Source organism: Shewanella sp. SM20 (genome assembly GCF_025654545.1).
GTDB classification, from domain to species: domain Bacteria; phylum Pseudomonadota; class Gammaproteobacteria; order Enterobacterales; family Shewanellaceae; genus Shewanella; species Shewanella oncorhynchi.
The window spans coordinates 1-19670 of the sequence record NZ_JAKKRK010000082.1 but is presented as its reverse complement, the minus strand read 5'-3'; the positions used below and the strand labels follow the sequence as shown (position 1 = coordinate 19670).

At 45.5% G+C, this 19670-nt stretch carries 15 protein-coding genes and 5 pseudogenes; 6 read left to right on the top strand and 14 right to left on the bottom strand.

The annotated features are described in order from the left end of the window. Positions 1–225: 225 nt before the first annotated feature. Positions 226–576, top strand: a pseudogene (locus tag L5M18_RS21935) (Bcr/CflA family drug resistance efflux transporter); the annotation flags it as partial. Between the two features lie 153 nt (positions 577–729). Here the strand turns inward: L5M18_RS21935 and pssA are convergent. Both pssA and L5M18_RS21925 read right to left on the bottom strand, forming a co-directional pair. Then, a complete protein-coding gene (gene pssA, locus L5M18_RS21930) occupies positions 730–2043 on the bottom strand; it encodes a CDP-diacylglycerol--serine O-phosphatidyltransferase (protein WP_028759883.1) in 1314 nt (437 codons plus the stop codon). 11 nt (positions 2044–2054) lie between these two features. Further along, complete coding sequence (locus tag L5M18_RS21925) at positions 2055–2387, bottom strand: DUF1904 domain-containing protein (protein ID WP_028759882.1); 333 nt, start codon at positions 2385–2387, stop codon at positions 2055–2057. Between the two features lie 430 nt (positions 2388–2817). Here L5M18_RS21925 and L5M18_RS21920 point away from each other — a divergent pair, with 430 nt between their 5' ends. Both L5M18_RS21920 and dacB read left to right on the top strand, forming a co-directional pair. Beyond that, complete coding sequence (locus L5M18_RS21920; protein ID WP_006081710.1) at positions 2818–2994, top strand: hypothetical protein; 177 nt, start codon at positions 2818–2820, stop codon at positions 2992–2994. A 59-nt stretch (positions 2995–3053) separates the two neighbouring features. Continuing rightward, positions 3054–4547, top strand: coding sequence for a D-alanyl-D-alanine carboxypeptidase/D-alanyl-D-alanine-endopeptidase (gene dacB / locus L5M18_RS21915; RefSeq protein ID WP_198573180.1), 1494 nt, complete (start codon positions 3054–3056; stop codon positions 4545–4547). 101 nt (positions 4548–4648) lie between these two features. Here the strand turns inward: dacB and L5M18_RS21910 are convergent, their stop codons facing one another. The 10 genes and pseudogenes from L5M18_RS21910 to aroA all read right to left on the bottom strand — a co-directional run bounded on the left by L5M18_RS21910 (position 4649) and on the right by aroA (position 14751). Next, positions 4649–6406, bottom strand: a complete 1758-nt coding sequence (locus tag L5M18_RS21910; protein WP_263198607.1) for an acyl-CoA dehydrogenase family protein — start codon at positions 6404–6406, stop codon at positions 4649–4651. Between the two features lie 229 nt (positions 6407–6635). Then, a complete protein-coding gene (locus L5M18_RS21905) occupies positions 6636–7178 on the bottom strand; it encodes a DUF2058 domain-containing protein (protein ID WP_006086757.1) in 543 nt (180 codons plus the stop codon). A gap of 70 nt (positions 7179–7248) precedes the next feature. After that, positions 7249–7973 (bottom strand): annotated as a pseudogene (locus tag L5M18_RS21900) (SDR family oxidoreductase). Positions 7974–8159: 186 nt separating this feature from the next. Then, positions 8160–8855 carry an orotidine-5'-phosphate decarboxylase gene (gene pyrF, locus L5M18_RS21895; RefSeq protein ID WP_263198609.1) on the bottom strand — a complete coding sequence of 232 codons (696 nt, stop codon included), beginning with the start codon at positions 8853–8855 and terminating at the stop codon, positions 8160–8162. Positions 8856–8900: 45 nt separating this feature from the next. Then, positions 8901–10061 (bottom strand): lipopolysaccharide assembly protein LapB, encoded by a 1161-nt coding sequence (gene lapB / locus L5M18_RS21890; protein ID WP_105252550.1) that lies wholly within the window; start codon positions 10059–10061, stop codon positions 8901–8903. A 1-nt stretch (position 10062) separates the two neighbouring features. Then, positions 10063–10338: a LapA family protein gene (locus L5M18_RS21885; protein ID WP_028759876.1), complete on the bottom strand. Its 276-nt coding sequence runs from the start codon at positions 10336–10338 to the stop codon at positions 10063–10065. Between the two features lie 122 nt (positions 10339–10460). Next, positions 10461–10748, bottom strand: coding sequence for an integration host factor subunit beta (gene ihfB, locus L5M18_RS21880; RefSeq protein WP_006081718.1), 288 nt, complete (start codon positions 10746–10748; stop codon positions 10461–10463). A 73-nt stretch (positions 10749–10821) separates the two neighbouring features. After that, positions 10822–12492, bottom strand: a pseudogene (gene rpsA / locus L5M18_RS21875) (30S ribosomal protein S1); the annotation flags it as partial. Positions 12493–12591: 99 nt separating this feature from the next. Continuing rightward, positions 12592–13284, bottom strand: a complete 693-nt coding sequence (gene cmk / locus L5M18_RS21870; protein ID WP_263198606.1) for a (d)CMP kinase — start codon at positions 13282–13284, stop codon at positions 12592–12594. A 186-nt stretch (positions 13285–13470) separates the two neighbouring features. Then, the gene (gene aroA, locus L5M18_RS21865; protein ID WP_263198605.1) at positions 13471–14751 is read right to left on the bottom strand and encodes a 3-phosphoshikimate 1-carboxyvinyltransferase; all 1281 of its coding nucleotides are present in this window, start codon (positions 14749–14751) and stop codon (positions 13471–13473) included. A 435-nt stretch (positions 14752–15186) separates the two neighbouring features. Between aroA and L5M18_RS21860 the strand changes: the two genes are divergently transcribed. From L5M18_RS21860 to L5M18_RS21850, 3 genes are all read left to right on the top strand, one after another. Beyond that, entirely contained in the window at positions 15187–16377 is a 1191-nt protein-coding gene (locus tag L5M18_RS21860; RefSeq protein ID WP_198573177.1) for an amino acid aminotransferase, read from the top strand. A 373-nt stretch (positions 16378–16750) separates the two neighbouring features. Then, positions 16751–18307 (top strand): YjjI family glycine radical enzyme, encoded by a 1557-nt coding sequence (locus tag L5M18_RS21855; protein ID WP_263198604.1) that lies wholly within the window; start codon positions 16751–16753, stop codon positions 18305–18307. 26 nt (positions 18308–18333) lie between these two features. Continuing rightward, positions 18334–19194: a YjjW family glycine radical enzyme activase gene (locus L5M18_RS21850; RefSeq protein WP_263198608.1), complete on the top strand. Its 861-nt coding sequence runs from the start codon at positions 18334–18336 to the stop codon at positions 19192–19194. On the opposite strand, the pseudogene L5M18_RS21845 reads toward L5M18_RS21850, so the two are convergent. After that, positions 19191–19400: pseudogene (locus L5M18_RS21845) on the bottom strand (LysR family transcriptional regulator); the annotation flags it as partial. The gene L5M18_RS21850 and the pseudogene L5M18_RS21845 overlap by 4 nt on opposite strands. A gap of 13 nt (positions 19401–19413) precedes the next feature. Then, positions 19414–19670, bottom strand: a pseudogene (locus L5M18_RS21840) (IS4 family transposase); the annotation flags it as partial.

The following is a 19670-nucleotide window of genomic DNA, read 5'->3' as shown; positions in this document are numbered from 1 at the left end:
GTTCTAAGCCAGCTACGTTTAGGCCAAAAAGTCCACTTCAAGGCCAAAGAAGGCCAAGTGTTCGGGGTGGTTATCAAAATCAACAAGAAATCAGTGATGGTGGTCAGCGATGATAACCGCCAGTGGAAAATCCCACCAGGACTGGTGCAGATCATGAAAGACATCTAGCCAGGATGCTTGGCCGAAATCTATAAGGCGTCAATACGTCCTAAAATGGACGCTTACGGTGCTGGCGCATTATTTATGTTGATCCCAGGTCTTTTTAATTTAGTGGTTGGCTGGAGTTTACTTATTGGATCGATTTTATTCTTCAGTGGCGCAGGCATGCTGTTCCCTACCCTAACATCTGCTGCGTTAGAACCATTTCCACGTCAGGCGGGGATTGCGGGCGCATTACTGGGGGGATTACAAAATTTTGGTGCCGGACTTGCCGCATTAACTATGTCTTTAGTGCCTATGGGCGGCCAGTTAAGCATAGGTTTATTGAGTGCTGTAATGGTAGTTTTAGTGATTCTGTCTCTGTATTACGCCAAAGATCAAAATGATACTCACCAGAATTTAATGCCACAGATTTAATGCATACGATTTGAAGCGACAATTCTTGGTTTAAGCTAAATCTATTACCGTCAGTCAATAAAAAGCCCACATTGTTGTGGGCTTTTTAAATCGATAACACACTGTAATAAATAAAAAATACCGATTAATTTATAGCTTCGATAGCTTTAATCGTTACAGAATGCGACGCAGTAAAAAATCAGCTTTAAGGCGACGAATTCTAGTCATGATCTTCTTCACTGGCGCAGGATAGCTCTGTAAAGTATCCACTTGGCTGTAGTGATATAACCGCTGTGTGTGTTCCAGAATATGTGCCTGCTCGGCTTCAAACTGGGCTTTCCAGCAGCCAATTTCATCTTGGATCAACAAACCATTCTCAAGATCCAGCGCCCAAGCTCTTGGATTCAGATTAGAGCCTGTGATCAAATGCTTATTACCGTCAGCACTGATGCCCTTGAGGTGATAACTGTTGATGCCGTGTTTCCACAGATGGATATTCAACTGACCATTATCAATCGCCCACTGTTGGCGTTTAGCGAACTTACGCAATGATTGCTCATACATATAGGGCAAGGCACCTATGGTCGAGAAATCCTGCTCAGGCGGAATATAAAAATCGTTAGCCGTCTTGTCGCCCACAACGATATCGATACGTTTGCCATTGCGTAAATGCTTAGCTAAAGCGCGCACTAAAATGTACGGCGGATTGAAATAGGGCGTGCAAATAAACAGCGAGTCTTTTGACTCTTCCACCAAGGCGACAACCACTTTATTGAGCAAGTTTTTCTTGCGTCCTAGCCCAAGTAACGGCGTGATGCGATTGCCATCACGGGTCTCCTTAAACTGATACTCAGCATCAGACAGTCTCAGCTTAAAGCTACGCATATCCGTCTTTGGTGGTAGCACTTCTTGCTCGGCATCTTGCGTTAATGAACACACAGCTGGATCAGAAATGATATTTTTCTGGATCATCGCGCGCATACTGCGCGCTAATTCGGCAGACTCAATCAAGTGATAACGATCGAAACGGTACTTATCGTGTTGTTGCAAATAGATATTATTGAGACTGGCACCGCTATAAATCACGGCATCATCGATAATAAATCCCTTAAGATGCAACACACCCATAAATTCACGGGATTTGACGGGTACACCTAAGATATCGATGGGATGTTCGGCTTCAGCCATAACTCTACGGTACATCAAATAGTTGCCGCTATCACCTTTATGGCCAATCAAGCCACGTCTCGCACGGTGAAAATCGACTAACACTTTGATATCAAGCGTTGGATTTGCCGCTTTGGCATCCATGAGGGCTTGTAATATCTCACGACCCGCTTCGTCATCTTCTAAATACAGCGCCGCAATATAAATACTGTGCTTGGCGCTCGCAATACGAGCGAGTAATTCTGCCTTGAAACGGCATGGCGTGAGCAACCACGTTAAAGCCTCGGGTTGAACGGCTATTCCACCAAGCTTATCTAGCAAGGCATCCTCCTTTAAACATGCTGACCACCCCGATAGGAAGCGCTGGGGTTCAGTGATAAAAACATCACAGCAATATGTGTTAACTCTGGATAGGCCTCTGTCACTGCCAACCTGATCGTTTGTTCTACTTTAAGATGTATATCAGGGTCCTTAGGGAACCAGAGTAACTCAACTTGGACAAAGCGTTGATCAATTTTTCCATTTCGAAAACTGATGCTTGGGATCCAATCTAATGTGAAACTCTCTGCATTACCTTTACATATATCCGCCAATGACTGCAGTAATGTTTGGCTGAACGCTGCAACGACCGCTTGTGGTAAGCCGCGCATACTAATATGTGGCATGGTTTAGTTGTTACCTAAGAACCTAAAATCGTAAGGGGTAGAAATTACCGACTTCACCTCGTCTCGGCAAGACTTTTCTCCCAAAAGTCTTGTTAAACCTAACGGTTTTGCTGGTAATTTGACCTCACGCGATTTTATTCCACTTCAGTGCACCGATTTACCTAAAAATCTTCTTCATTTATCCTTGCTTGAAATCGCATTTTACGGCGAGTATTCTCGGCATTATTTGCCCGTCCACACAATATTTCGCCCCTAAATAGGGTGATTCTTAACGCTACAAATCAGTCCAAATTTCACTAAACTGCACCCAAAATGTCTGCCAAATCACAAAATAATCTTCAAACCCATTTCATTCACCCCGAATCCAGTGATTTAGCGTAAACTAAACCGCCTATTTGCGATTAGACCACACGATACAAGATTAAGAACTATGAACAAAAAAATTCTGCTGACGTTAGCACTGACATTGCTGTTTGCTTGGGGTATTTTCCATTTTAAAACCCAGTTAGGGTTACTCATCCTGCCGTTGTTTATTGGGCTAGTATTGTTTGTTACCCTACGTTTATATCGCTTGATGGAAAAGGATGACGGCAGCAGTGAGGATTAACCGCACACAATACCAACCTAATCTTAATGATGTTTTGATAAAAATGGCCAATAGCTAACATGGAAACGTTACTGAAAACCACTCTATATGCCGGCCTACTCCTAGCCGCAAGTCATAATATGGCCTATGCAGAGCAACATGATTCTAGGCCGATAAGTGCTCAAACCACTTCGCTTAGCCAAGCAATCAGTAAGATCAGCCCTCGACATTCACAAATCGCCTTACTGGCAATGAATATGTCGAACAATCAAGTGATCTATAGCCAACAAGCTGAGACCTTGTTTATTCCAGCCAGTACCCAAAAGCTGCTCACGGCAGTCAGTGCTATGGCTCAGCTTGGACCTGATTTTCGTTATGTCACACAATTATGGACAGATGCACCAATACGCAAAGGCCATATCGCAGGCAGTGCTTATCTGCGTTTTAGTGGCGATCCCACGCTGACTCAAGCCGATCTCAAGGCCATTTTTGCCAATCTCGTAAAACAAGGCATTAATCGCATTGATGGACATCTGTATTTGCTCGGCGATAAGCAGGAACAATTGCAAGCTCCGGGTTGGGTTTGGGATGATTTGGGCATTTGTTTTGCCGCGCCAGTGTCGAGTTATATTATCAATCAGAACTGCGTCTATGGTCAGTTTAGCCCCAGCTCTACCAGCAAACCTTCACAGGTAAGTCTGCGCGCGGGGAGTTATGGAGTCAAAATCAGCAGCGATGCGGTGTTTGATCAAAAGGCGAACCGCGAATTTTGCCAACTTGATATGGTCAGATTAGGTCAAAATAACTACCATTTACGCGGCTGTTACCCTGGCGGTGAGGCGATACCACTGGCGATTGCGGTCAGCGATCCGTTCAAATTTGCCCAAGATAACCTCACCTCCCTACTTAAAGGCGAGATGTCTCTTGCGGGTAAAGTACAACTCGGCACTAGCTTACCCCAAAAGGCAAAACTAATTGCCAGCCATAGCTCTGCGCCCTTACCTGAGCTGCTCGAAACTATGCTGCTCAAGTCAGATAATTTGATTGCCGATAGCCTTTTTAAGCAACTTGGTAAAAGTTATTTTAAGACCCAAGGCAGCTTTACCAATGGTGCCGCTGCTATGCAGCGAATTTTAACGAATTTAGGCATAGATTTGAGTAACGCCAATATTGTGGATGGTTCAGGATTGTCACGCTATAACTTACTCAACGCCAAGCAGTTAGCCGCGGTGTTGGCGCTAATCCACCAAGATAGCCGCTTTAGTCCGTTAATCACGAGTCTGCCACAGGCGGGGATCAGCGGCACCTTAAGATATCGTATGGGCTACAACAAGCCGCCGCTTAAACAGCAAATTTTTGCTAAAACAGGCTCGATGCAAGGCGTGTCTAATTTAGCGGGCTTTATCCGTTTGCCCCAGCATAACGATACCCTGTTTGTAATCCTTGAGAATGGCATGAGTCCTGAATTGAAAAATCAGCATAACCCCTCATTCAATGCCGAGTTTCTTAAACAATTGATTTCAGTGCTGCAACCGTCATCAACCACTGCGACTGTGAATACTGCGGCTCACTAGAGTCATTAATTAACTGCTACAGAGTAAAAAACTTGCACAAAAAAGCACTGAATCATCAGTGCTTTTTCAGTTTTTATCTAAACGAATATACCGAAGCCTTGTTAAAACAACTCCGCAGGCATCGCCATAGTCGTCGCATCACCAGCTCTGACTTGAGCGATATGGTAATCCGCTTTTGGCAATAACTTATCAAAATAGAACTTAGCCAAATAGACTTTCTGCTCGGCGAAAGCTTTATCTTCATGATCCGCGACCTTATCGACCATAGCCAACCAGTAGAAACCATACAGGGTGTAACCAAAGGCATCTAAAAAGTCGACCGCACACGCATTAATAAGTGCAGGCTGAGCCACTTTGCGATCATTAACTGACTCGGCAACGATGACCAAGGCATCTAAACGTGCGCATACTGCCGCCACTTTCACCGCATCAACGTGAGTAAATGCGCGCATTTGTGCCTTCAAGTCAGCCACAAATTCATTTAATGCGGCTAAGTTATCGCCAGTGACTTTACGACCGAGGAAATCGATGGCTTGAATGCCATTGGTGCCTTCATAAATCTGAGCGATACGGGTATCACGAACTAATTGCTCAATACCTGTTTCACGAATATAACCATGTCCACCAAAGACTTGTTGCGCCATGATAGTCGCATCTAGACCCCGATCGGTTAAAAATGCTTTCGCCACTGGCGTTAACAAACCCACATAACGCGCCGCTTTAGCCTTAACCTCATCTTGGGCATATTTTGCTAAATCCAGCTGTTGTCCTGTAAACACAGACAAAGCACGGCCCGCTTCTGTCATCGCACGAATGGTCAACAACATACGGCGCACATCGCCATGGACAATAATGGGATCAGAATCACTGCCCGTCGGAGAGCCGCCAGCGGCGATGCCTTGATTACGCTCTTTAGCATAATCGGCCGCCATCTGGTACGCCGCCTGCGCACTGCCAAGCCCTTGAATACCTATCGCTAAACGCTCATAGTTCATCATAGTGAACATGCATACGAGGCCACGATTAGGCTCACCAATCAAGAAGCCTTGGGCATTCTCAAAGTTCATCACACAGGTCGCAGAACCTTTAAGGCCCATCTTATGCTCGATAGACCCCACTGATACACCATTGGCATTGGCTAAGCTGCCATCGGTATTTACCGATATTTTAGGTACAAGGAAGAGTGAAATCCCTTTGCTATCCGGTAGCTTAGCAAGCACTAAGTGGATGACGTTTTCAGTTAAATCATGATCGCCACCCGTGATAAAAATCTTGCTGCCCGTGATGGCATAACTACCATCATCCTGCGGTAAAGCTCGAGTGCGAATATTACGCAGATCAGAACCCGCTTGCGGCTCCGTCATATCCATAGCACCCGCCCATTCGCCGGAATATAACTTAGGCAAATAAGCTTGTTTCAATTCTTCGCTGCCGTGGGCATTGATACATAAAGCCGCCCCCGCGGTTAACGAGCCATAAAGTGTAAACGCATTACAAGCACTGTAAGCCATTTCGTCGACTAAGATCCCCAGCATCTTCGGCATCCCCATGCCACCAAATTCAGGATCGCCACACAAACCAATCCAACCGCCCTGGGAATACTGCTCATAAACGGCTTTATAGCCATCAGGGGTAATCACTTGATTGTCTTGATGCAACACGCCCTGCTCATCGCCCGTCCGGTTCAGCGGATGGATCAACTCACAGCTGATCTTGGCTGCTTCTTCCAAAATAGCATTGGCCGTGTCGATATCGACCATTTCAGCAATCTCAGGCAATTGTGCCCAAGTGTTTGGGGCATCAAATACCTGTTCCAGTAGGAAACGCATATCCGTCAACGGGGCTTGGTAAGGATTCATTGGTAGACTCTTAAACGTAGGATTAAAACAGTTGTTTTAATTTATACCAGTTCACTGTAGAAAACAATCTCATTACAAATACAGCTGTGAATAATATAAAAGTATGCGAGTGTGCGAGCTAAGTATAAATTTAACCCATAAAAAAACCCTTAAGCTTGAACTTAAGGGTCTCTATTTTATAAGCTTTAACACAGGGTTGTCGCAGCGTTAGCTCACAGGCTTGTGACAATTACCACATTAAATCATCAGGAATTGCGTAATCTGCATAGGGATCATCTTCAACGACCACAGCTTTAGATTCATCCTGTTGCCACAGATAACCACACCACTGCGGCACCAGCAGTTTAACTCGCTCGGCTAACTTATGTGGTACTAAGTAACTCTTATCTTCGTAACGCACTATGCCTAACTGCCCTTTAAGCAATTCTGCCTGCAGTTTTTCATCTATGTATAAAGAATAAATTTTATTATCAAGAGTATAGTTAAATTTCACTTCAGCATAAGCTGGGATCTTAATCGCAGACTTAGTGAACTCTGTGATTAAACCGCGCACCTGTCCACGCTCAGATGCCTCTGCAAAACGTTGCTCATTTAGCACTTTATCTTTTTGCGCCTGCAACCGTTTTTGCTCGGCCACTTCTTGCTTAAAAGCACTTGAGCCATCATCAACTCGTGATTTTTTGTCACGGCGTTTTTGAGTCTTAACGTCGCGAACCTTTTGTTTACTGGCAAGCCCTGCTTTGAGTAGCTGCTCTTGTAATGCATTAGCCATGGATCATTACCTACTTAATTTCTATAAAATCAAAGTTCTCGATTTTGAATATCAATAATCTAAAACCAAACTACATTTTTGCGGCCAGTTCGCCAAGCTCTGTCATCGCTATACTGGCGCCGCCAAGTGACCAACCGCCATCAACCGGCAACACAACTCCCGTAATATAGGAAGCTAATTCAGAGCCTAAGAATAGCGCGGCATTGGCGATATCCTGACCTGCGCCGTTACGTTTTAGCGGAACGGATTGGGCAACCTTTTGCTGTAATGCGGCGCTGGGTGCAAGGCGATTAAAACCTTCAGTATTGGCGATGGGGCCAGGCATAATCGAATTAATTCTCAGCCCCTCACAGCCCCACTCTAACGCTAAAGTTCGCGTCAGCATATCCACACCCGCTTTAGCCGCACAAACATGCACTTGCATTGGCATAGCGATCGAAGCCTGCGGCGCCGAAATCTGGATAATATTGCCATTGGGGCGACGCAGCAAAGGATCCCCGCCGCGCCGCTGACCAACACATCGATAAAACCAAACTCAGAAGCGATTTTATCAAAACCGACTTCAAGGGCGCTAAGATCGCGCACATCAAAACTCACACCCAAATGAATACCGTCAGGATTGGCCTGTTGCAACTGCAATACCGCGGCATCAATTTTATCTTGACTGCGGCTCGCAACGGCCACATTTGCGCCAGCCTGTGCGAACGCAATGGCAATCGCGAGATTTATCCCACTGGTTCCTCCGACAACGACAACATTTTTACCTTGATAGTTAAACATCGTAGCATTAAACATGGGCGTTCTCCGTGAACAGTGAGATATGCACTCAGGGTGTGATTAAGTATTTTACTTTGTAATTCAACATACTATTTCAATTTTTATCAATCATATCAAGGATACCAACAAGCGATTCCAAGCCTTTTTTATTTAAACGACGGTCAAACGACTTTCAAACCGCGCTTTAGACGGCTAGTGTGGCGTCTATGCCAATGATTGGTGAATCGCTTGCAATGCCGCTAACGGATCGGCAGCTTTGGTGATTGGGCGGCCAATCACTAAGTAATCAGAACCCGCTGCTATCGCTTGAGGTGGAGTCATCACGCGGTGTTGATCGCCAGCATCACTGCCAACTGGGCGGATCCCCGGCGTCACGAGCTTGAAATCATGACCTAACAGTGATTTCAAGGCTGTCGCTTCTTGGGCGGAACACACCACGCCATCGAGTCCCGCTTGCTGCGTGAGCTTCGCCAAACGTTGCACATGCTCAAACGCAGGAACATTGATGCCGAGTAATTTAAGATCGTCATCACTCATCGAGGTTAATACCGTGACCGCGATCAGCATAGGCGCTTTATCGCCGTATGGCAGTAATGCTTTTTTAGCCGCTTCCATCATGGCTAAGCCACCACTGGCATGTACGTTCGTCATCCATACGCCCAGCTCTGCGGCTGCGGCCACGGCTTTGGCGACAGTATTGGGAATATCGTGAAATTTCAAATCAAGGAATAAATCAAAACCACGATCATGGATATCTTTCACCAGTTGCGGGCCAAACAAGGTAAACATTTCTTTGCCGACTTTAAGGCGGCACATGTTGGGATCGAGTTTTTCTATCAGTTGTAAAGCATGGTTTTTATTATCGAAATCAAGCGCTACGAGGATAGGTTTAATCGTCATCATCTCTCCAACTGGGTTACACAAACTGTGTATTCTTCTAATAGATTATTCGCCGTCTAGGCCTCGGATCCGTTTAATGCTGCCCCAGTTTTTACAGGAAGGACAATGCCAGTAAAGCGCATGGGAAGGAAAACCACACTCCTTACAACGGTAACTCGGACGGAATTTAATTTGTTGTTCAACGAGCTGCTCCAGCATAGTTAAACTTTGCTTAGCTTGCCCTTCTTCGGCTTGGCGCAAATGCATCTGCATCAAGTGCTGAAAACCTTTCATGGTCGGATGGCGATATAACGCATCGAGCACAATGGTCTCTGCCGCTTTAATCTCATCAAGACTTATCATGTGCTGCGCTAAGGCGACAACCACTGATGCACCCGCACCATCGGCCATGGCCCCTGCGAGTAACTCTTGGAAGCCTTCTTTATCTTGCGTGTCGCGATAAACTTGTTTAGCTGTGGGGATTGCATCGGCAAAAAGCTCGATATCGGCTTTTTTTAGTTGCAGCAGCATTTGCTTACACTGGGCATAATCTTGAATATCGAGGAATTTTTTCGCTAGGGTCAATAATGCACGACCGCATTGAGGATCTTGCTTCAGCGCTTGCTGTAGCAGTTTAATTTTCTGCGCATCATCACTGGCTTCATCGGCTAATTGGCAATAGAAATGTGCCGTTAACGGCTTTAAAACTTGCTGACGCTTACGACTCAAACGCTTAGTGATATCAATGGCTTTCTGCCACTCTTTAATCACCTGATAAATAGCAATAAGCTGTGTTTCAGATTCTTCACTGTGATCGTCTTGGCTGACCAAGTTAATAAAGATTTCTTCAGCTCTGTCGTAAAAACCTGCTGCTAGATAATCTTTACCCAGCTCCATCATAGCGATGTCACGCTGCTCATTGGTTAATGTAGGCCGCGCGATTAAATTTTGATGGATACGAATAGAGCGGTCGACCTCGCCTCGCTTACGGAACAGCGAACCGAGTGACAGATGGGTATCGATGGTTTCATCGTCAACATCTAGCATACTGATAAACAAATCGACGGCTTTATCCGATTCGTTCGACAGTAAGAAATTGAGGCCAGTAAAATAATCCCGGCTCAATTGTTTACGTTGATTACTTTGATTCTGCCTTATGCTCCGTCGCCCCATATACCAACCATAGGCGGCAGCAATGGGAAGCAACAGAAAGAGGATCTCAAGCATATTAGGCGTCTACATCCTGAGGGATTTTAGCGATCACTTGATTTAGTTTCTTTTTAGTTGCCGCTAAACTTAATTTCAAGCGAACAATATAGTAGCTAGCAAATAACCAACTCAAAATAAAACCAGCAAAAAAGACAATCGCTAAGACAACAGGTAAACGATATTCACCCTGTGCGACAAAATAGCTGATGGTCACCACTTGTTCGTTGCGCGCGCCAAAAATCAACGCCAGAATAAATAACAGTGCCACAAGCACAGTTGCTACAAATGATTTCACGCTGCACTCCCTAAACGCGTTTCAATTTAATGATTATCCAAGAAATTTACTAAGCTGACCAGCATTGCCTTGCAATAGATACAAAAAAGCCTCCTAACGGAGGCTTTTTACTATGCGGTCAATCACACATTAACGGCGTCAACACGCTCGCGCAGTTCTTTGCCTGGCTTAAAGTGCGGGACGTATTTACCTTCCAAATCGACTGATGAACCAGTCTTTGGATTACGGCCAGTCCGCGGTGCACGATAGTGAAGCGAGAAACTACCAAAGCCACGGATCTCAATACGATCACCGCTTTCTAATGTTGTTGCCATTTGCTCCAACATTTCTTTGATTGCGCCTTCAACCTCTTTCGCCGACAGCTGCGACTGCCTGGTGGCGAGTTTTTCGATAAGTTCAGATTTCGTCATCCTAGCTATCCCCTATTATCAAGCCAAACACAGTCGCCTAATGGGGAGAGATGTCTCCCCAAACAACAGGCGATTATTTACGAGCTGCTTTAAACGCTTCAGCCATTGCATTACTAATAACAGCGTCATCTTGTTTGTTCAGAGTCGCCATTACTTCTTTCTCTTCAGCTTCGTCTTTCGCTTTGATTGACAGGCTGATAGAGCGGTTCTTACGGTCAACACCCATGAACTTAGCTTCGATTGCATCACCTACATTATAGACAGTAGATGCATCTTCGATACGCTCACGTGAAATGTCAGCTACACGGATGTAACCTTCAACAGTGTCAGCCAGTTCAACAGTCACACCTTTAGCATCAACAGCAGAAACAGTACCGTTTACGATAGTACCTTTCTTCTTGTCAGCCAAGTATGCGTTGAATGGATCATCTTCAGTTTGCTTAACACCTAAGCTGATGCGCTCACGCTCTGGATCTACAGACAGAACCACTGCATGGATTTCATCGCCTTTCTTGTATTCAGAAACTGCGTCTTCGCCAGTACCGTTCCAAGAAATGTCAGACAGGTGAACTAGACCATCGATACCACCGTCAAGACCGATAAAGATACCGAAGTCAGTGATTGACTTGATCTTACCAGAAACCTTGTCGCCTTTGTTGTAACGAGTTGCGAAGTCATCCCATGGATTAGTCTTACATTGTTTCAGACCTAGAGAAATACGACGACGCTCTTCATCGATGTCCAGAACCAGAACTTCAACTTCATCACCTAAGTTAACCACTTTAGATGGGTGAATGTTCTTGTTAGTCCAATCCATTTCAGAAACGTGAACCAGACCTTCAACGCCTTCTTCGATTTCTACGAAGCAACCGTAGTCAGTTAGGTTAGTAACGCGACCAGTTAAACGTGTGTTTTCTGGGTAGCGTTTGCTGATTTCTAACCATGGATCTTCGCCAAGTTGTTTCAGACCTAGAGACACACGAGTGCGCTCACGATCGTACTTCAGTACTTTAACGTTGATTTCATCGCCAACATTGACGATTTCTGATGGATGTTTAACACGTTTCCACGCCATATCTGTGATATGTAGCAGACCGTCAACACCACCTAAATCTACGAATGCACCGTAGTCAGTCAGGTTCTTAACGATACCCTTAACTGCTTGACCTTCTTGCAGGTTTTCTAACAGTGCATCACGCTCAGCGCTGCTTTCTGATTCGATAACTGCACGACGAGAAACAACAACGTTGTTACGCTTCTGGTCTAGCTTGATAACTTTGAATTCTAATTCTTTGTACTCTAAGTGAGCGGTGTCGCGAACTGGGCGCACGTCAACTAGAGAACCTGGTAAGAAGGCACGGATACCGTTTAATTCAACAGTGAAACCGCCTTTAACTTTACCATTGATGATACCGATTACAGTTTCAGCATCTTCATAAGCTTTTTCCAGAACGATCCAAGCTTCATGACGTTTCGCTTTTTCGCGAGACAGTTGAGTCTCACCGAAGCCGTCTTCAACAGAGTCAAGAGCTACGTCAACTTCATCGCCAACTTGAATTTCTAAAACGCCTTGAGCGTTTTTGAATTGTTCAGCTGGGATTGGGCTTTCAGACTTCAGACCCGCGTCAACCAGTACCATACCGTTTTTGATTGATACAACAGTACCACGAACGATAGAGCCTGGACGGAATTCCAGAGTTTGAAGGGATTGTTCAAATAGATCAGCAAAAGATTCAGTCATGTTTAGGTTACTTTCTTTATTAAACCACTGTCCGTCCTAGACGTGGAGTCAGTCAAATTATCCGTATCATCCTTAATACGAATACCTATCCGGTGGGCTAACTTAGTTAGTGCCGGATAATTTTTGGTTGATAAAGTTAAGCGCAAGCGCTAGCACTTCATCAATACCCTTACCGCTAGTATCGATAATGAGCGCGTCCTCGGCGGGGACTAAAGGAGCCACCGGACGATTCATATCGCGGTCATCACGTTCGATAATTTCACTTAAAAGGCGCTCGATATTAACATCGAAGCCCTTGTCCTGCAACTGATTATAGCGTCTTTGGGCACGCTCTTCAGCTGAGGCGGTTAAATATAATTTTGCCGGCGCACTTGGGAAAACGACTGTTCCCATGTCACGACCATCGGCAATTAATCCTGGCGCCGTTTTAAAGGCCCGTTGGCGACGTAATAAGGCTTCTCTCACCCGTGGAAAGGCAGCGACTTTTGAAGCGGCATTCGAGCACTCTTGAGTGCGAATGTCGGTGGTGACGTCTTCACCTTCCAATATCACTTGAACCGGATCGGTATCATTGCCTGTTAAAAACTTCACATCCAGATGTGCCGCTAACAACGTGATAGACTCTTCATTTTCCAGTTCAACGTTATGATGAATTGCTGCAAGCGCAAGAACTCGGTAAATGGCACCACTATCAAGTAGTTGCCAACCTAGATGCTGAGCCAATAATTGACTAATTGTACCTTTGCCAGCACCACTTGGGCCGTCGATTGTGACTACAGGAGCCCGTTCAGACATACATTCCTCCGCAAAAAATAACCATCATCCGTGAGTTCATCAAGTGAGCCCCCGAAAATGAGCGCGCCGCATTGTACAATAAAAGACAAACAAAATCCGTGGATTTTTTATGAAGATTAGAAGCCGCACAAATACGGCTTGCTATTCTTGACATTGATGGTTGTAACAATAACGAAACAAACAGACTTAGCCTTGCAGGCTCGCAAACTGCTTAAAGTAGTCAGGGAATGTTTTAGAAGTACAATCTGGATCATTGATGGTGATACCGCAATCGGCAAATGCCAGCATAGAAAAGCACATGGCCATGCGGTGATCATTGTAGGTATCAATTTCAGCGGTGTTAATCACGGCAGGCGGGGTGATTTTAATGTAGTCATTCCCCTCTTCAACCTCGGCGCCCACTTTTCGCAGTTCAGTTGCCATAGCCGCTAACCGGTCGGTTTCTTTAATACGCCAGTTATAGATATTGCGAATAACCGTCGTGCCTTTAGCAAATAAGGCTGCGGTTGCAATGGTCATGGCCGCATCGGGAATGTGGTTCATGTCTAAGTCGACGGCCGTTAATTGGGAGCCGCGTGCAATAATATAGTCATCGCCCCACTCGATATCTGCGCCCATTTTTTCGAGCACATCGGCAAATTTTACATCGCCTTGAATACTCAAACGACCCACACCCGTGACTTTGACTTCGCCGCCCTTAATCGCCCCTGCCGCGAGGAAATACGATGCCGATGACGCATCGCCTTCTACCAGTACTTTACCCGGTGATATATAACGCTGGCCTGCAACAATCTCAAAACGCGCGTAGTCATGGTTAATGACGTTAACGCCGAACTGCGCCATCAAGGCGATAGTAATATCGATATAAGGCTTAGAGACTAACTCGCCTTTGACATGGATATTGACGCTGCCCTTAGCAAGCGGCGCAACCATCAACAACGCCGTTAAAAACTGGCTCGATAAATCGCCTGCAATTTCAACATCACCGCCATTAAGGCCAGTGGCATTAATCGTCAGTGGCGGGAAACCGTCATTTTTAAGATAAACAATATTGGCACCGAGTTGCCTTAAGGCATCGACTAAATCGCCAATCGGACGCTCTTCCATACGTGGTTCGCCCGTGAGAGTAAATTCACCTTGGCCTAAGGTTAAGGCGGCGCATAAGGGGCGCATTGCGGTACCCGCATTGCCTAAAAACAATTCCTGCGCGGATGCTGAGGAAATCACACCACCTAAACCATCGAGTTCACACACAGTATTGTTTTGCGATAAACGGTAGTTCATCCCTAACTGCTTGAGGGAGGCCAACATGTGGCGGATATCATCTGAGTCGAGCAGATTGGTGAGCGTGGTCGTACCTTGGGCTAAGGTGGCCAATAATAAGGCTCGATTTGAAATACTTTTTGAGCCCGGAATATTGATTTCACCGCGGACTTGCACAACAGGTTCAAGACGTAATTGCTTCATGAATAAATCTTCTTTCTCTATAGGGCGTCATCATCACGATCACGCGGACTGAATACGCAAAATGGCAACTTCACGCTACAGCGCGTCAAGTTAAGATTACAAATAAAAGGAGATTGGGGCCTTGTTGGTGCTTCGTCGTTATAAAATTACCGATTGTCGCTAAGGATTCAACCGTTTTTTCGAGAAAAATGACATTTTGGTCAGATTATTTGCTGAGAACAGTGTAAAAATAACAAAAACGCAAAATTTAAGCGGTTAATTTATGATTTAACCGTATTTTTGGCAGGCTTTTTTGCCAAGATAACTAGCGTGTAATCACAGTTTTCACTTTAATTACTTTACCTTTCCGCGCTATTCTAGCCTCCAAACGATAAATAACGCATATCTGATACGAACAATCACGTTTGCACTATAACCAGAAAGGTAGATGGAGCTATGTTTAACTCACTCATCGCAATGCCAGCAGATCCCATCCTTGGCTTGTTGACTCAGTACCGCGAAGACACCCACCCGCAAAAAGTTGATTTAGGTGTGGGCGTTTATAAAGACCCTACAGGCGTGACCCCGATCCTGAGCTGCGTGAAAAAAGCCGAGAAATTCCGTCTCGATACCGAAACCACTAAAGTGTATATTGGCCCAACAGGCTCACCACAATTCAACACCTTGATGACGGAATTAGCCTTTGGTACTGGCCACTGTGCCATTATCGCTAACCGTATCCGTACTGTATCGACACCCGGTGGTACAGGCGCGCTGCGCGTGGCGGGTGACTTTATCAAACGCTGCAACCCGAATGCTGTGTTATGGGTAAGCGATCCAACTTGGGCAAACCATATCGGTTTATTCGAAGCGGCTGGCATTACTGTTAAAACCTATCCTTACTATGACTACGATAGCAAATCATTGAAATTTGATGAGATGCTTGCCGCATTATCGCAAGTAAGTCCTGATGATGTGGTGTTATTCCACGCCTGTTGCCATAACCCAAGCGGAATGGATTTAACCACAGAGCAATGGGATAAAGTGGTTGCCCTGACAAAAGAGCAAGGCTTTACACCACTGATTGACATGGCCTACCAAGGCTTTGGTGATGGCGTGGATATTGATGCCTACGGCGTGCGTCATATGGCGGCAGCGGTCGATAATATGATCCTGTGCAGCTCATGCTCGAAAAACTTCGGTTTGTACCGTGAGCGTATTGGTTCCTGCTCTGTGATTGCCAAAGATGCCAATACCGCCAATATCGCGCAATCTGTGCTGCTTTATGTGGTTCGCTGCCTCTACTCTATGCCACCTGCCCACGGTGCCGCGATTGTTGAGACGATTTTAGGATCGGCAGAATTAACCCAAGAATGGCTTGATGAGCTGAAAGTGATGCGCGATCGCATCAACGGCAACCGCGCCATTTTAGTGAATAAACTTAAAGCCAACGGCGTAAACCGTGACTTTAGCTTTATCGCCCGCCAAAAAGGTATGTTCTCTTTCCTTGGGGTGGCTCCAGAGCAAGTGGCGCGCCTACAAAAAGAATTCAGCATCTATATGGTAGGTTCAAGCCGCATCAGTATTGCTGGGATCAGTGAAGATAACGTTGATTACTTAGCTCAATCGATTGCTAAAGTGCTTTAAGCCGCTGAGTTTATCTGCACCGCTCACTCTGCTGTATTCCCGCAATAAAGGGATACAGCAGAGTTCATTTACCGCCTCAAGTGTTAAATTTTTTAATCATCCCACCCGATAAGTTTTGGCAGTTCATTATCCTCTGTTTCATATCCCCAATATGACAAGCAAGGCCACGTCTCACTGTTCAAGCATTTATTTTTAATCGTAAAACCACATTCTAGCGATTTTGACATCGCGACGTTATCGCAATAAGCCACAAATTGTGACCTAGGTCGGCGGATTTCCATTTCATTAATCAGGACTGCGGCTATTTTCACTTTTTAAAGCCAACGCCACTGAGTAGATTAGTGGTCATCATAGAACTTGTGGATGTTCAGCCATGTTATTACAAGATAAATTAGTGCAAATCGTCACCAACCCGCAGCTTTCACCCAAGCAAAAATCCAACTATTTAGCATTAGAAGCGGAAGCCAGTTTGCCCTATATGTCGATATCGCCCGAGGTAAAAGCCGCGATGAATGACGGTATTATTTGCGACATGTTTGAAGGCCATGCGCCGTTTAAACCACGCTATGTGTTGCCAGATTATGCCCGCTACCTTCAACAAGGCTCTGAATACTTAGAGTTATCAGCGGCAAAAAACTTGGATGAAGCCATCAATGCCTTAACGATTCTGTATCATCACGTGCCATCGGTGACCAATATCCCCGTGTATTTAGGTCAGCTGGATGACATTTTGATGCCTTTCGTTGAAGGAATGGATTCAGAAGTTCTTTATCGTAAATTAAAACTATTTTGGATCATGCTCGACAGAACCCTGCCCGATGCCTTTATGCATGTGAATATTGGCCCTACAGATAACATCGTTTGCCGCACCCTACTGCGCATTGATGCCGAGTTAAAACAAGTTGCCCCCAATTTGACTTTTATGTACGACCCCGCCGTCACGCCAGATGAATTGTTGTTGCTTGCGACCACCAATATTTCTCAGTGCAGTAAGCCGCATATCGCGAATTACCCACTGCATGCCAGTGCGTTTGATGAGCGCGGTTTTGGTATTGTCAGTTGCTACAACGCGTTGCCGTTAGCGGGCGGCGCCAATACCTTAGTTCGACTTAATCTTAAAGAAGTTGCGTTAAAGGCCAATTCTATAAACGATTTTTTTGATACTGTATTGCCAAATTACTGCTCACTCACCTTCGAGCTCATTGACGCGCGCTCGGCATTTTTGCATCAAGAATCACACTTCTTTGACAGTTTTTTAGTTAAAGAGCAATTGATTGATGAATCGCGCTTTGCACCCATGTTTGGTATTTACGGCATGGCAGAAGCCGTGAATATTCTGCGGACATTCACGGCTACTGATGCAACGAAGTTATCTCAACGAGATCAACACACTGGCTATGGTCATCAGACAGATGCAAATCAGCTGGGCTATCGTATTTCTGCTGCGCTCGATGCCATAGTGAAATCCACACCCGTCACACATGGTTACCATGGGCGGGCACTACTGCATTCACAGGGCGGTATTAGTATCGACAATGATGTGACTCCTGGCGTTCGCATCCCCTATGGCACTGAACCGAATCCCATCGCCCATATTCAAGCCCTAGCGCAACATCATCAGTATTATACGGCGGGGATTAGCGATATTTTGACCATAGATGAAACCGTGAAATCCAATCCTCAAGCTATGTTCCAATTGTGTAAAGCCGCGCTTGAGTTAGGTTTTAGGGAGTTTACCGCCAATGTCGCCTCTAACGATTTAATGCGCGTGACTGGCTATATGGTAAAACGCTCAGATATTGAAGCGTTTAAACAGTGCGGCTCGCGTCTCAATACCACAGGCTTAGCCGCAGAAGCTGCGGTTAATACGGGAATATTGCAACGACAAGCACGCGTTATCGCCCATGAGCACTCCCCCCTGTGTTGTTAAATGAACAGGCCATAAATAAACAGGCAATAGTCAGTCAGCTATTGCCCTTTTCCTGTGTCGACGGGCCTGGCAGCAGGCTCGTGTTATTCTTACAGGGCTGCAACTATCAATGCAAAAACTGCCATAACCCACATACCATAGGTTTATGCGATGCCTGTGGCGATTGTGTCGCCACCTGCCCTGACAATGCGCTGACATTAATAAACCTCAATGATAAGCCTCGCATTCACTGGGATAGTGAGCGTTGTAGCCAATGCGATACTTGTATTGCCGTATGCCCGAAACAAGCGAGCCCTAAGGTCAGTCGTTACACAGTCGAGGAGATACTGACGATTCTCCATAGTCAGCGTCACTTTATTAATGGTATTACCGTGAGCGGCGGCGAAGCGAGTCTGCAACTGCCATTTATTCTTGCGTTGTTTAAAGGAATTAAAGCGACAGAGTCGTTATCACACTTAACTTGCATGCTCGACACCAATGGCAGTTTAAGTCTAACGGGATGGCATAAACTGCTGCCGTTTTTAGATGGCGCTATGGTGGATCTCAAAGCGTGGCAGCAAGATACCCATAGATACATTACTGGTCGTGATAACCATGCCGTGTTTAAATCAATCCAGTTATTGGCTAAACAGCAAAAACTGTATGAGGTGAGATTGCTGCACATTCCGAGCATCACGGATTACGAGGACGAAATAGAAGCGCTAGCGACCTATTTACTTCTGCTAGGCCCAGATACGCGAGTTAAGTTAAATGCCTTTCACCATCATGGTGTTGTCGATGAAGCACTAAATTGGCCAAGCTGTAAACAAGCCGATATTGAACGCTTAGCCGCAACGCTTGCAAAGCGAGGCGTAACCAATCTCGTGTTACCTTCCATATACCTTTAACGACTGCAAAGCAAAATTTGCTCATAAAGCCAGCGCAGTGCGGGATCTTTCATGCTTTGACTATGCCAAACTAGGCTGTAAGCCACTTTGCCATATTCTATGGGTAAAGATTTAATCGTTAAGCCTTTGGCTTGGCTAGCGATGGATGCCCAGCGGCGCGAGCAGGTAAAAAGCAACTCACTGTGATGGCACATTAACGCCGCACTCTGAAGGATCCCCTCATAAATCAGCCATAGCATAGCCATATTTGAGCAACTGATTGGCGAATAATACCCAGGCCGCCAGCAATTCTTTCTCCGTGATTTGATAATCAGGCCGCCTGAGTACCTCCAATCCCAAGCGAATCGTTGAGAGTACCGTTCGATGCCCAATGGTATTGGCCTGAAAATGCTTATCCCAGCCCTGTTGCTGTGCGTGTAAACCAACTAGCCACAACAGGCATTGAACCATCAACACAACAGGCATTGAACCATCAA

Coding starts and splice junctions, on each gene's coding strand:
- L5M18_RS21925 (WP_028759882.1), bottom strand. CDS start 2,387: ATGCCACATATTAGTATGCGCGGCTTACCACAAGCGGTCGTTGCAGCG.
- L5M18_RS21920 (WP_006081710.1), top strand. CDS start 2,818: ATGAACAAAAAAATTCTGCTGACGTTAGCACTGACATTGCTGTTTGCT.
- dacB (WP_198573180.1), top strand. CDS start 3,054: ATGGAAACGTTACTGAAAACCACTCTATATGCCGGCCTACTCCTAGCC.
- L5M18_RS21910 (WP_263198607.1), bottom strand. CDS start 6,406: ATGAATCCTTACCAAGCCCCGTTGACGGATATGCGTTTCCTACTGGAA.
- L5M18_RS21905 (WP_006086757.1), bottom strand. CDS start 7,178: ATGGCTAATGCATTACAAGAGCAGCTACTCAAAGCAGGGCTTGCCAGT.
- pyrF (WP_263198609.1), bottom strand. CDS start 8,855: ATGACGATTAAACCTATCCTCGTAGCGCTTGATTTCGATAATAAAAAC.
- lapB (WP_105252550.1), bottom strand. CDS start 10,061: ATGCTTGAGATCCTCTTTCTGTTGCTTCCCATTGCTGCCGCCTATGGT.
- ihfB (WP_006081718.1), bottom strand. CDS start 10,748: ATGACGAAATCTGAACTTATCGAAAAACTCGCCACCAGGCAGTCGCAG.
- cmk (WP_263198606.1), bottom strand. CDS start 13,284: ATGTCTGAACGGGCTCCTGTAGTCACAATCGACGGCCCAAGTGGTGCT.
- aroA (WP_263198605.1), bottom strand. CDS start 14,751: ATGAAGCAATTACGTCTTGAACCTGTTGTGCAAGTCCGCGGTGAAATC.
- L5M18_RS21860 (WP_198573177.1), top strand. CDS start 15,187: ATGTTTAACTCACTCATCGCAATGCCAGCAGATCCCATCCTTGGCTTG.
- L5M18_RS21855 (WP_263198604.1), top strand. CDS start 16,751: ATGTTATTACAAGATAAATTAGTGCAAATCGTCACCAACCCGCAGCTT.